General features: G+C 38.5%; 21 protein-coding genes and 1 tRNA gene. 9 read left to right on the top strand and 13 right to left on the bottom strand.

Annotated elements, in window-relative coordinates; translation table 11 throughout:
* Together QMD21_05975 and QMD21_05970 are read left to right on the top strand one after the other, a co-directional pair.
* Nucleotides 1-297, top strand: a 297-nt coding sequence (locus QMD21_05975) for an AmmeMemoRadiSam system radical SAM enzyme (GenBank protein ID MDI6856311.1), incomplete at its 5' end; no start/stop codon positions are given.
* A gap of 198 nt (nucleotides 298-495) precedes the next feature.
* Nucleotides 496-774: transfer RNA gene (locus tag QMD21_05970), tRNA-Lys, on the top strand.
* 4 nt (nucleotides 775-778) lie between these two features.
* Here QMD21_05970 and QMD21_05965 read toward each other — a convergent pair.
* Complete coding sequence (locus QMD21_05965; GenBank protein ID MDI6856310.1) at nucleotides 779-1720, bottom strand: DUF63 family protein; 942 nt, start codon at nucleotides 1718-1720, stop codon at nucleotides 779-781.
* 46 nt (nucleotides 1721-1766) lie between these two features.
* Between QMD21_05965 and QMD21_05960 the strand changes: the two genes are divergently transcribed.
* Both QMD21_05960 and QMD21_05955 read left to right on the top strand, forming a co-directional pair.
* Complete coding sequence (locus QMD21_05960) at nucleotides 1767-2825, top strand: NAD(P)-dependent glycerol-1-phosphate dehydrogenase (GenBank protein ID MDI6856309.1); 1059 nt, start codon at nucleotides 1767-1769, stop codon at nucleotides 2823-2825.
* Between the two features lies 1 nt (nucleotide 2826).
* Complete coding sequence (locus tag QMD21_05955; protein ID MDI6856308.1) at nucleotides 2827-3249, top strand: UPF0179 family protein; 423 nt, start codon at nucleotides 2827-2829, stop codon at nucleotides 3247-3249.
* Between the two features lie 3 nt (nucleotides 3250-3252).
* Here the strand turns inward: QMD21_05955 and pth2 are convergent, their stop codons facing one another.
* From pth2 to ribB, 12 genes are all read right to left on the bottom strand, one after another.
* Entirely contained in the window at nucleotides 3253-3609 is a 357-nt protein-coding gene (gene pth2, locus QMD21_05950) for a peptidyl-tRNA hydrolase Pth2 (GenBank protein ID MDI6856307.1), read from the bottom strand.
* Complete coding sequence (locus QMD21_05945; GenBank protein MDI6856306.1) at nucleotides 3606-3866, bottom strand: hypothetical protein; 261 nt, start codon at nucleotides 3864-3866, stop codon at nucleotides 3606-3608. Before QMD21_05945 ends, pth2 begins: the two co-directional genes overlap by 4 nt.
* On the bottom strand, nucleotides 3848-4183 hold the full coding sequence (locus tag QMD21_05940) for a DUF1616 domain-containing protein (GenBank protein ID MDI6856305.1): 336 nt from the start codon (nucleotides 4181-4183) through the stop codon (nucleotides 3848-3850). The genes QMD21_05945 and QMD21_05940 overlap by 19 nt, the downstream gene beginning before the upstream one ends.
* 53 nt (nucleotides 4184-4236) lie before the next feature.
* Nucleotides 4237-4902, bottom strand: a complete 666-nt coding sequence (locus QMD21_05935; GenBank protein ID MDI6856304.1) for an HAD family hydrolase — start codon at nucleotides 4900-4902, stop codon at nucleotides 4237-4239.
* On the bottom strand, nucleotides 4881-5285 hold the full coding sequence (ribH, locus tag QMD21_05930; protein MDI6856303.1) for a 6,7-dimethyl-8-ribityllumazine synthase: 405 nt from the start codon (nucleotides 5283-5285) through the stop codon (nucleotides 4881-4883). The genes QMD21_05935 and ribH overlap by 22 nt, the downstream gene beginning before the upstream one ends.
* Before the next feature lie 8 nt (nucleotides 5286-5293).
* Nucleotides 5294-5761 carry a riboflavin synthase gene (gene ribC, locus QMD21_05925; protein ID MDI6856302.1) on the bottom strand — a complete coding sequence of 156 codons (468 nt, stop codon included), beginning with the start codon at nucleotides 5759-5761 and terminating at the stop codon, nucleotides 5294-5296.
* Complete coding sequence (locus QMD21_05920; protein ID MDI6856301.1) at nucleotides 5758-6120, bottom strand: hypothetical protein; 363 nt, start codon at nucleotides 6118-6120, stop codon at nucleotides 5758-5760. The genes ribC and QMD21_05920 overlap by 4 nt, the downstream gene beginning before the upstream one ends.
* 47 nt (nucleotides 6121-6167) lie before the next feature.
* Nucleotides 6168-6374, bottom strand: a complete 207-nt coding sequence (locus tag QMD21_05915; protein MDI6856300.1) for a DUF5678 domain-containing protein — start codon at nucleotides 6372-6374, stop codon at nucleotides 6168-6170.
* Nucleotides 6375-6610: 236 nt separating this feature from the next.
* Nucleotides 6611-6913: a nucleotidyltransferase family protein gene (locus tag QMD21_05910; GenBank protein MDI6856299.1), complete on the bottom strand. Its 303-nt coding sequence runs from the start codon at nucleotides 6911-6913 to the stop codon at nucleotides 6611-6613.
* A 4-nt stretch (nucleotides 6914-6917) separates the two neighbouring features.
* Nucleotides 6918-7808 (bottom strand): NosD domain-containing protein, encoded by an 891-nt coding sequence (locus tag QMD21_05905; GenBank protein ID MDI6856298.1) that lies wholly within the window; start codon nucleotides 7806-7808, stop codon nucleotides 6918-6920.
* Between the two features lie 32 nt (nucleotides 7809-7840).
* Nucleotides 7841-8290: an FAD synthase gene (locus tag QMD21_05900; protein MDI6856297.1), complete on the bottom strand. Its 450-nt coding sequence runs from the start codon at nucleotides 8288-8290 to the stop codon at nucleotides 7841-7843.
* Nucleotides 8278-9000, bottom strand: a complete 723-nt coding sequence (gene ribB / locus QMD21_05895) for a 3,4-dihydroxy-2-butanone-4-phosphate synthase (protein MDI6856296.1) — start codon at nucleotides 8998-9000, stop codon at nucleotides 8278-8280. Before ribB ends, QMD21_05900 begins: the two co-directional genes overlap by 13 nt.
* A 106-nt stretch (nucleotides 9001-9106) precedes the next feature.
* Between ribB and QMD21_05890 the strand changes: the two genes are divergently transcribed.
* From QMD21_05890 to QMD21_05870, 5 genes are read left to right on the top strand one after another with little or no spacing between them, the layout of a single operon-like run.
* Entirely contained in the window at nucleotides 9107-9289 is a 183-nt protein-coding gene (locus tag QMD21_05890; protein ID MDI6856295.1) for a hypothetical protein, read from the top strand.
* A gap of 33 nt (nucleotides 9290-9322) precedes the next feature.
* The gene (locus QMD21_05885; GenBank protein ID MDI6856294.1) at nucleotides 9323-9835 is read left to right on the top strand and encodes a 30S ribosomal protein S13; all 513 of its coding nucleotides are present in this window, start codon (nucleotides 9323-9325) and stop codon (nucleotides 9833-9835) included.
* A gap of 6 nt (nucleotides 9836-9841) precedes the next feature.
* Nucleotides 9842-10396, top strand: a complete 555-nt coding sequence (locus tag QMD21_05880; GenBank protein ID MDI6856293.1) for a 30S ribosomal protein S4 — start codon at nucleotides 9842-9844, stop codon at nucleotides 10394-10396.
* 1 nt (nucleotide 10397) lies between these two features.
* Nucleotides 10398-10781: a 30S ribosomal protein S11 gene (locus QMD21_05875; protein MDI6856292.1), complete on the top strand. Its 384-nt coding sequence runs from the start codon at nucleotides 10398-10400 to the stop codon at nucleotides 10779-10781.
* The gene (locus QMD21_05870; GenBank protein ID MDI6856291.1) at nucleotides 10778-11707 is read left to right on the top strand and encodes an NAD-dependent epimerase/dehydratase family protein; all 930 of its coding nucleotides are present in this window, start codon (nucleotides 10778-10780) and stop codon (nucleotides 11705-11707) included. The genes QMD21_05875 and QMD21_05870 overlap by 4 nt, the downstream gene beginning before the upstream one ends.
* Nucleotides 11708-11766 lie beyond the last annotated feature (59 nt).

Genomic DNA, 11766 nt, shown 5'->3' with positions numbered 1-11766 from the left:
AGATTTTATCCCTGCCATAAGATGCTTGATGTGCCTGCAACGCCAGTTGCAACTCTAGAAAAAATGCACGACTGGGCTAAAGAGGAGGGTATGCGCTACGTTTATATAGGCAATGTTCCTGGGCATAAATATGAAAATACTTACTGCGCTAACTGCAACGAGCTACTAATCCAGCGCTTCTCTTTCTCAGTTACAAAAATAAATCTTGAAAAAGGTAATAGATGCCCAAAATGCGGTGAGGAGATACCCATTATTGGTGAGCCAAAGCTTACGCGCTCTTTATGGCCTTTTGGTTGAGCGCGCCTAAGCAAGTAATTTATATCGTTAAGGCAATTTACCATTATCAGATTAGGAAAAAGAAAGGCTTCGGGCCTGTAGCTCAGTTATCAGGAGGACTTCGTCCTCCAACTCGCAAATTGCTATGCAATTTGCTCGGGTAGAGCAATCGGCTCTTATCATAAAAATAGAAAAATCGTGTAGCGGTTTAGCCGCCGTGGGCCTGTAGCTCAGTTAGGTAGAGCAATCGGCTCTTATCACCCACGTTGGCGGAAAAGAGAAGAAAGGAGGGTTTAGTTCGTAAACCCTCAAATAAACGTAGGTTGCTAACGCAACTAAGCTTATTAATCGCGTAGCAACAAACGATTGTTAAGGGTATTCCGTAAGAGATATCCTAATTCTTTTTTCTTTCCGCGAACGCTTTCTTTTTTCTTGTAAAGAAAAAAGAAAGGGCTCTGAGGGACCGATCGGTCAAGGGTTCGAATCCCTTCAGGCCCGCTTTTTATACGCCTATCCCAATCCTAAGTGCATCTCTTATTCCGGGCGCCAGCCCTAAAACAAAAACGCAAAATATTATTAGCCATTTAGCATTCTCATCAACTATAGCTCTGTATCTTATTCTGAGCAAGTAAATCACCAAAGAAACAACAATAAATTTTAAAGGATACATTATCCAAGCGCCAAAAATACCTATTGCTAAAGTAGGCAAAGGATGCTTCTCTGCGTAGCCGTAGAAATTTATTCCTACGAACGTAGCGCTTGCATCTAGAAAATGGGCAAAGAAAAGCGCTAAACTTGAAAGAGATAGATACTCTTTTAATGACAAAATTTTCACGCTAAACACTTCTAGTATTAAAAAAACAATAAGAGTTGTAAGTACTGAGAGTCCAAGAATCTGCGCTAACGCTTGTGGATAGCGCCAGACAGTTAAAAAACACAATGAAATAGCTAATCCTCCTAAAATTGCCCCTGTAATGAAAATTATTCGATTAGCATATTTTTTGCTGAGTATTTGGGCAAGAACAATAATTCCAACTACAATTGCTCCTAAGAATATGTAGATTATTGGTGAAATAAACAGGTATGCAACTGGCACGCTAAAAAACCTAAGGTCCTCTAAAACGCGCAAGATAGAGCCTAGCGCTATAAAAGGCAAAAGAGCAATGAAAAATTGCTTGTTTAGCTCGAAGTTAAGTTTTCTGACGAGTTTATAAAGAAGGAATAACGCAACTACTAGAACAGCTCCGTAAACAAGAGTATTGAAAATATTATATTCTTCTTTGCCAGAGCCTTGTCCTAATGCATCTCTAACAATAGGCTCAATAAAATATCTGCTGAAAAATTGCTGCACTAAAATACTGTGAAAAATTACGATATAGGCAAGCACTATAGCTATTAGCGCTAAGATTATTTTTTTGTAATATTTAGTGTTAGTATCACTCATCACCGATACCTATAAATTAGATATATCCTATTTATTATATAAAAAAATGGAATTTAGCAAAGCCAAATCGATGGTATTTCCAAGACAAGTACTGGTAGGGCATAAAGTGATAGAGGATATTGGCACAGTATGCAAGAATTTAGAGTTGAAAAATTCTTGTCTGGTAATCACAGGCAGTAACTCAAGGAAGATAGCAGGCGAAGTTGTTAAGGAAATACTGGAGGAAGAAGGTTATGATGTCTTTATGCTCGAGCTTGGCGATGCTACCAAAGAAAATATTGATAAAGCAATTATAGTATTAGAGGAGAGTAAAGCTGATTTTATATTGGGTGTTGGAGGAGGTAGTAAAATAGATATTGCAAAGCTAGTTGCCAAGCAAAATGGTAAGAGCTTCATCAGCGTGCCTACAAGCGCTTCCCACGACGGTATTGTTTCACCAAGAGCTAGTTTAAAAAGCAATCACGGCAACGTTTCTATAGAAGGCTCTACACCTATTGCCATAGTTGCAGATACTGCGATAATAGTTAAAGCTCCTTATAGAATGTTAGCCTCAGGCTGTGGAGATGTGATATCAAATTTGACCGCGGTAAAAGATTGGCTACTTGCGCATAAACTAAAAAACGAGCCTTTCAGTTCAACTGCTGCCGCACTTGCAGAAATGAGCGCAAAAGTAATTATTCAGAATGTAGATAAGATCAAGCAAGGTACTGAAGAAAGTGTATGGCTTACTATAAAGCCTATTATAGAGTCAGGTGCTGCAATGTGTATCGCAGGTAGCTCTAGACCTTGCTCTGGAAGCGAGCATTTATTTTCGCATGCTTTGGATATTTTAGCGTCTGGCAAGGCTTTGCACGGCGAGCAATGCGGCATAGGTGCTATAATGATGATGTATCTGCATAACGGTAATTGGGAGGAGCTAAGAAATGCTTTGAGAGAGTTGAAAGCGCCTGTAACTGCAAAAGAGCTAGGCATAGAAAAGGAGCTAGTATTGCAAGCTCTAACTATGGCTCATAAAATAAGGACTGAGAGATATACAATACTAGGTGATAAAGGTCTTTCGTTGGAAGCGGCAGAAAAGCTTGCTAGCGCTACAGAGGTAATTTAAAATGGCGTTTGTAACTTTGGTTGGAGAGAGACTTGCTAAAGTTGGCGATAGCTTCCTATTCCTAGGAGCTTTAGAAGAGTGTAAAGACTGCAAACTGAGAAATGTGTGCTTTAATTTAGAGGAGGGATTTAGCTACGAAATAGTAAACGTAAGAGATAAAAAGCACGATTGCAAAGTTCATGAAGAATGTGTAAGAGTAGTTGAAGTAAAAAAAAGAGCTATTCCTGCTGCTATAGATGTGAAACAAGCTTTTGAAGGCGCTGTAGTAAATATTGAGTTACAATGCCGTAATAGAGGGTGCGAATATTATTCACTTTGCAGGCCCTACAAGCTAAGTCCTAAAGTAAAATTAAAAGTAACGAAAGTAATGCATAAAATTAGTTGTCCTGAAGGCAAAGAGCTTGTTGAGGTAGAACTTTTTTAAGAGCTATAGCAATTTCAGCTTACCGGTAACAGTATCTATAATTTCGTTTGGCGCCGGTCCTATACCCAAGCATGTAATAGTACCTGGCTTTAGTTCGGTTAAGCCTGCATCAGTAACTAGATGGGTAGGCAGAGCCTTCTCTTCAGCTTTGGATTTGAGAATATAAAGTTCTTCTAGAGAGCCTGTTTTCAGTACTACTTTCTTCTGACCTTCTGCATACCATTTTTTGAGCCATTCTTTTTTATGAGCTTTTGCATTAACAGTGCAAGTAACACATGCATGAGCTACTTGTACAGCTAATTTGCCTTTGGATAATTTCAAATCGTTTCTAACGACAACCGCAAGTTTATAGTTATTCATTTCTCTAAAGGGCTGAATTTAGATTTCCATTTATCGCCAAGCTTCTTTGCCTCACTCCAGTCTATTTCGCTGTTGATAACCAAATCACCGAATCTTTCAGATATTTTACTGATAGGAATACTATAGAACTCAGAGCTTTTCTTAATTATAACGTAATTACTTGCTTTACAAATAATCTCGCCAATAATAATGCCTTCGCGATCCAGAAGTTTACGTAAAATTATTCTGTCCTCGTTTATCATTTTTTCCTTGCGCATAGTATTCTCGTTAATTTTGGGTACGCAGTCCTTTTTATGCCTATCCCAAAAAATATTACAGTAATGAGCGAAAGTATAATTATAATATTAGGCGCTGTAAATTCGCCCCTGCCTTCATGTAAAGCTATGGATCCAAGTGAAGTACCTACGATAATACTAATAACGAGACTCATACCAATTCCTAGGATAATCTGGTAAATGGTTCCTAAATCCTTATCTAAAGCCTCTTTTTTAGGGAATAGCGCTTTGACTAAAGTAAAGCCAGGAAGGAAGAAAATCAGCAAAAGACCTACTATTGCTTGTAGTATTGCCACCATTTCTCAAACTCTACACCTACTATCTACATTTCTCGATATAGGGCTGGGAGTAATTAAATTTTATTCTTAGCAAAAATATTTTGAACGATTTTTCTAAGCTCTTTCTGCGAACTTACGACATAATCAGGTTTTGCTTTGATAAGCTCGCCTTTTTTACCGTAGCCCCATAAAACTGCTATTGTGGTACAATTTGCTCTCTTACCACAGATTATATCCTGCACAGTATCGCCTATTACAATACAGTCTTTAGGACTGACTTTCAATGCTTTGCAAGCGTACAAGACGGGCGCTGGTGAAGGCTTGAGCTCGGCATCACCTTCTCCGACAACGATATCAAATAGCTCAGATATCTTTAAATCTTCTAAAAATCTTCTGGTTATACTCCCATACTTTGACGTGATAATGCCTAACTTGACTTTTCTTGATCTCAGCTCTTTGCACAATTCTACAAGTCCTTTGTGAATTTTTGTATTTTTAAGATAGTTTTTGATATATATTTCTTTATAGCGCTCTCTAAGCCTCTGTGCAAGGCTCTCAGATCCAAGCTTTCGTTTAATAATATCTTTAAGAGGTGTGCCGATTAAAGGAGTAAGCTCTTCTAAAGTGTAATAAGTCCCGTACTCTTTTAGCACTTGATTTAGGCACTCTAATATTGTAAGGCGCTGGTCTATAAAAGTTCCGTCTAAGTCGAAAAGTACTAATCCTTCAGCCTCTGACACATTTTCACAACGCTCTCTACAGCTTCTTTTGCCCTCTCAATTCTTTCCTGCGCTTGCAATCGAGTCATCCCAGGACCGCCTATGCCTAGCGCTACAGGCTTGCTGTACTCTAGACTTAAATCTACTATTTTTCTAGCGGCATGCTGAATTATAACCTCGTCATGCTCAGTTTCGCCCTCTATTACAGCTCCCAAAGTAACAACGGCATCGATATCTTTTCGCGCTAGCAATTTTTTGGTAGCCAATGGAATTTCTAAAACGCCTGGCGTTTTTATTATTTCCGCAATCTCTGCATTCAAGAACTTCGCATGCTCTTTAGCGCGCTCCAGCATTAGATACGTTATATCGAAGTTGTACTCGCTTACTACTATTCCTATTTTCATTTTTTTATTCACTCCTTTAAAGGTCCTACATCCTTATAACCCTGCCTTAGCCCTTTGCCTGCGTATTTCGTTAACTTTTCAGATTTGAATAATAACTTATAAGCATTTAAAGCATGCTCTCTTGCTCTACGGTCTGCTAATTTTGCTAATTCTTTTTCATTCTCAGCTTCCCATTCGTAGACAAAAACTTCAATTACGTGCTTGTTAGTGAGTAATTGAACTTGAAGCAAAGCTTGAGAAGCCTCATGAGCGCATTGCTTATCTATTTCCTCTTTTCCGGGCATACCTAGCGCCATACAAAGATCGCAATTCTCTTCCTCAAATAGTTTTTTACATGCAACAGGCAAATCTTTTATTCCGGGTACTGTGCGGCGCAGGATTTTGAATTTAGTACCTAGATTTTTCAACTCGTTAATAGCGCTCCTCCCCATATCATATCTAGCGAAAGTTGTGTCAACCACGCCTATTTTTTTCATTTGTTTTTATCACTTTTCTCGTGCTCTATTACCCTTAGTACTTTTCTTTCATCGTCAAAGCAAAATACGAATCTATCAAAGAAATCTTTTCTTCCTAGAATATTAAACCCAATGCCTAGCTTTTCCGAGAAACCGATGGTGGCATTGAACTCACAGTTACAAAATTTTACAGGTAGCCTATGCAGATATACTGGAATTTCACCCCCGTCGCCAACTGTTACGTACACTAATTTTCCCTTCACAAGTTTTAATCCTATTGCATCGCAAATACTAGCTTTTAGCATTGAGAAACTTGCGCCTGTATCAGCATATAAAATAATATCTTGCCAAAAAGCTCCCTTAATCGATACCTTAACCATTGGGAGATACCTATTTTTGATCCTCTCATATCTAAACGTATGCTCCTTCATATTAGCATCTCTAACTCTTTCTCTCTAGGCACATATATGAGGAGGGAGACTTTATCTGGAAAAGCTTTTCTAGCATTCTCAATTGCCTCGCCCGCATTTGGAGAAGATGCTACAATTTTGTCATCAATTACTGCAACATACTTTCCTTCATATTTTTTTAATTCTTTGGCATGTCTAGCAAACCATTCTTGCTCACTCACCATAGATATCACCACCCATAATAATACAACTCTCGTATATTAAACCACTCGCCCTTATGATTAATGTCGCAACGAGCGAACGTTGTATCAACCATGCCGATTTTTTTCATCTCTCAACCTCTCCCAAAATCTTTTTAATTTTCTTTTTTAAAGCAGGCAAATCTTTTTTACAATATCCCATGTTAGAGCAAGGTCTACAACAAAATAGCCATGGCTAAGGAAAATGCTGATATCTTTTTTCATAGTATTACAACCTCCTCCTTCAAAATTCTTTCTTTTAACAGGGGATGTATTGAGCTGTAAGTTAAAATTTCTACCTTTCTCCACAATTTTTTTTCAAGCTCAATTTCCAATCTTGCAAGATCGAGCAAACTTTTCCTTCCTTTGAACTTAATCAGAATATCAACATCGCTGCTCTTTTTGACTTTTCCTTTGACAAACGAGCCAAATATACCTGCTCTTACTACACCGTTGCGTTTGAGTGTGGGAACGACAATTTTTTTGATCTTTTTTATGTTCTCCCTTATTCTTTCTTCTTTCATTTGCTCACCCTTCCTTTTTCCTTCCTCCTAGAGTAAATGCGATGGCAATAACCACAAGAATCAATACTAGCAAGACTGGAACCAGTAGCGGATTTTTCCATAACTTACTTAGCCAGCTTTCTTCTCTCTTTATAAATTCATTATCATACCAGTAATTTGAGCCCTCGTCGTGGAATTGCTCCACGTTATCTACAAAGCGATTATAGCAGATGGTGTTACTATTTGAGGATGAGGCAAGATAGATACCATGCTCATTGTTGGATATAGTAGTGTTTATTATGGTATTATTATTTGAAAAGTGTCCAAGCCGGATGCCTTCGGTGTTGTTGTGTATATGGCAGTTTGTTATTGTGGTGTTTGAAGATGAGAGGAGGTGGATGCCGTTATAATTATTGTACAAAGTGCAGTTAATTATTATATTATCTGAAGAGTGAGAGAATAACATACTACAACAATTACCGTAAACAACACAACTTATAATGGCGATTTTTGAAGCGTGATAAAGATCTATACTACGCTCGTTGTTATAACCTGTCAGATTCTCAATTTTTCCGTTTATCACATTGTAGAATATTATTCCGCTGTTCCCCAAACGAGTTGCGTTTTCGCATCTTTTGCCATCATGAATATAGCAGTTTTTTATGACAAAATGCACGTCCGTGTCGTAGACCTCAATACCGTGTCCTAAATCGGCACTGCTCGCATTTATATCCCAGTTTTCTATGATGTACGGGTCACTTTCCGTGCCTGAGCCGCTACTCACCCCATTTTCAAATGTAAAATCGCCATTCCCATCGATGTGGATTGGATCGTGTGGTGTAAGTGTAGGTGCTTTAATTCCTGCATTACCACTTGCCTCACTCGGCCCACTCACAACTACTAAACCGCTCATCATAACAAACAACACCACAAATACCCAAACTCTCTTCATTTTTCAACCTTCTCAATCTTCTTCTGAAACGTATACCAATCTATAATCTTGCGTATAATTCTCCTTGTGCCGCTCAGATCGTTTGCAAACTCTGGTAAGCGAACAACTTTTACTTTGAGACCTAATTTTTCCAAATCTGCTCTGATCTTTTCTTCGTTATGAGCTTGGTCGTAACCAAGCGCAATAATATCAGGCTTGAGCTCCTTAACTATTCTGTAAACATCGCCTTCATAACCAAGCACTGCCTTATCTACAGGCTTAAGAGCTTGCACCATAGCCAAGCGCATTTTTTCATTTGTAATAGGCTCGTGCTTGTGGAGCTTTACTGTAGAGTCTCTTGCCACTACTACAACAAGCTCATCACCAAGCTTTTTAGCCTCTTCTAAATAGTAAATGTGTCCGGGATGCAAAATATCAAAAACACCGGTAGCCATTACTTTAACCATTTTCTCTCCCTGCTACTCCAAACTTTAATAATATCTTTACCTTCGAGAAACACTAAATCGTTCTTAGTAGCATATTTTTTCGCTTCTTCTTTAGTTAGCGACTTGCCATTTTCGCCTATCATCTCGCATATAGTAGCGGAAGGCGCAAGGTTAGCAAATTGCATTAGAGCAATGCTTAACTCAGTATGACCCTGCCTTTCTTTAAGTAAATTTTTAGCTGCTTTAAGTAGAGGAACATGTCCTGGTGAGCGAAAACTCCTGCCGAACTCTTCTAAAAGCTTTTTTTCGTTACTGCGATTTTTTATAAGCTTAGCAAGTTCTGAAATTGTCAGAGCTCTATCGTAATCACTTATTCCAGTAAAAGTTTTACGATGATTTATAGTCAAAGAAAAAGATGATTTAGTATCGTATGGTATATCATAGGGCGATAGCCTTTTCAAAACTTCGTAATTGCTGTTATTGTTGCTGATTTCTGCATAGAGCTCAACAAGAAGAGGAAGTTTAAGAGCTCTAGCAGCCTCGTAAGAAACAGTTGCGCATATAAGTCCTCCAGCTTCTTTACGCATTTTCCTAATACTCATAGGTCTAATAAACTCAGATGCAATCACTAAATCGGTTTCTTTCTCCCTGCCTTCTGAGTCATAGACAAGTACAAATTTACCTTCTTTCAAATCTTTAATAGCTTGCTCTAGCTTACTTTCAATGGTCATTTCACGAATGACAATACCCTTTGTAAAATATTAATATTGTCATCAATCCCAAAATTTAGCCATGAAACAATAAAAGATAAAAGCCTGTAAATAGATTACCTACAATATGAATAGGGATAGTGAGCTATTGAAAGCAGTTACAGAGCTAAAAGAGGAAGTAAGGCATTTGAGGGAAGCGGTAGCAACCCTTCTAGACCTTGTAATGGAAATGAGGTATGAAAGTGAAGAAGAAGAAGCTACATTGCTAGATGCACATAAAACAAGAGATGGATTCTTAATTTACCATTAAGTAAAGGAAAAACGTTAGGTAAATAGGCGTACAATGGAAGAGAAGAAGCCTGAATTCAAATACATAGTAAGAATTGCAGATACAGATTTAGATGGTAACAGATCTGTAGTTTACGGACTTACCAAAATAAAAGGTATTGGTATAAGGTGTAGCGAGGCAATTGCAGATGCAGCTCAATTGCCCAGATATAAAAAGCTCGGAGAGCTCAGTGATGAAGAGATTGAGAAGCTAAGAGACTGCGTAGAAAATATACCTAAATATCTGCCAGGCTGGCTTCTAAACAGAATGCATGAGCTATACTCCGGCTCTGATAGCCATCTTATAGGCTCAGAACTAGAGCTCGGCGTAAAAGAAGATATTGGCCTAATGAAAAAGATAAGATGCTATAAAGGTATAAGGCATGAGCGTGGGCAAAGGGTCAGAGGTCAGCGCACTAGATCGCATGGGAGGACTGGCTTGACTGTGGGCGTTGTAAGGAAAGTAGCTGTAGAAGCTAGGAAGAAAGCAGAGGAAGAAGAGAGGAAGAAAGCGAGAGAGAAGAAGTGATATTAAATGGGAGACCCTAAATTCAGCAGAAAGAAGTACGAAAAGCCTGTACATCCATGGCAGGCAGATAGAATTGAAGAGGAAAAGGAGCTAATTAAAAAATACGGACTGAAAAACAAAAGAGAAATTTGGAGAGCACGCTTGACACTAAGAAATTTCAGAAGGCAGGCAAGACTGCTGTTCCCTAAATTAAGGATAGGCGACAAGCAAGCTCAAAAAGAGGCAAAGCAGTTAATTAGCAAGCTTGTGAATCTGGGAATACTAAATGAAAATGCTAATTTGGATGATATTTTAGCGTTGACTATAGACTCGCTACTATCAAGAAGGTTTCAGAGTGTAGTTTATAAAAAAGGTCTTGCCTCTACATTCAAGCAAGCACGTCAGTTAATAGTGCATGGACATGTTGGGATAGGCAATAGAAAAGTAACAATTCCTTCATACATGGTCAAGAAGTCGGAAGAAGCTGAGATTTCGTATATTGATAGCTCGCCTTTGGTTAACGAGTTACACCCTGTAAGGCCAAAACCTCAGGAGATAACAAGCGGTAAGGAGATAAGCTAGAATGGGTAACCATGGTGTTGTTCATATTTACGCATCTTTCAATAATATTATTATTACCGCAACAGATATTACAGGCAGTGAGACAATCGCAAAATGCTCAGGAGGAATGGTAGTAAAAGCAGCTAAAGACGAGGCTTCACCTTACGCGGCAATGAAAGCTGCTGAGAGAGTGGCAGAGGCTATAAAAGAAAAAGGTTTTGATGTAATAACAATAAAAGTAAGGGCGCCGGGCGGTATAAAAGCTACTTCGCCAGGGCCAGGAGCCCAAGCTGCAATAAGGTCGCTATCAAGAGCTGGACTGAAAATAGCCAGAATAGAAGATGTTACTCCCATACCGCATAATGGTGGTAGGAGACCCGGTGGTAGGAGAGGTAGAAGAGTTTGAAGTATATTGTTACCGGTGGCGCTGGCTTTATAGGCTCTCATATTATAGATAGACTTTTGAAAAATAATAATGAAGTTATATGCCTTGATAATCTTAGCACAGGTAAACTAGAGAATATAAAGCACAACGAAGGGAATAAAAATTTTAAATTTATTGTAAAAGATTTGCTCGAATTTCAAGGTATTAGCGAAATTTTCAGAGGTAGCGATGCAATATTCCATTTTGCAGCTAACGCAGATATAAGGGGTGGCGTAGCGCAACCTAGAAAAGATTTGGAGCTTAATACAATTGTTACATATAATGTTTTAGAAGGTATGCGCTTAGCTAACGTTAAAAAAATAATTTTTAGTAGTAGCAGTGCGGTTTACGGAGAGCCTGAAATTTATCCTACATGCGAAGATTACCCTCTAATTCCAACTTCACTTTACGGCGCCTCTAAAATTGCATGCGAAGCTCTAATAAGCGCTTACTGCGCTAGTTTCAACTTACAAGCTTGGATTTTTAGATTTGTAGGCGTTATCGGTGCAAGGCACTCGCATGGCGTAATATTTGATTTTGTGAATAAGCTTAAAATGAATCCTAAAGAGCTAGAGATTATAGGTAACGGGGAGCAGGTAAAATCTTTCCTGGCCTTAGAAGATTGTATCGATGGTATCATGTTCGCTTACGAAAAAGCAAATAAAAAAATAAATATTTACAATTTAGGTACTGATGAGGATATAAAGATCAAAAAGCTTGCAGATATCGTTGTTGAGGAGTTAAACTTGAAAAACGTTAAATATCGTTTTACAGGTGGCATTAGAGGCTGGGTTGGCGATGCACCTGTTGTGAGATTAAGTATAGAGCGTATAAAAAAGCTCGGTTGGGAGCCTAGAACAGGTATTGAAGAAGCTATACGAAGGACAGTTAGATGGCTTAAACGCTAAACACCAGTACTTCCGAAGGTTTACTAAAATATTGTTTCTTTTACCGTTCAGTAATTAGA

Source organism: Candidatus Thermoplasmatota archaeon (assembly GCA_030018475.1).
Classification (GTDB): domain Archaea; phylum Thermoplasmatota; class JASEFT01; order JASEFT01; family JASEFT01; genus JASEFT01.
This window is presented reverse-complemented; position numbering and strand designations above follow the sequence as displayed.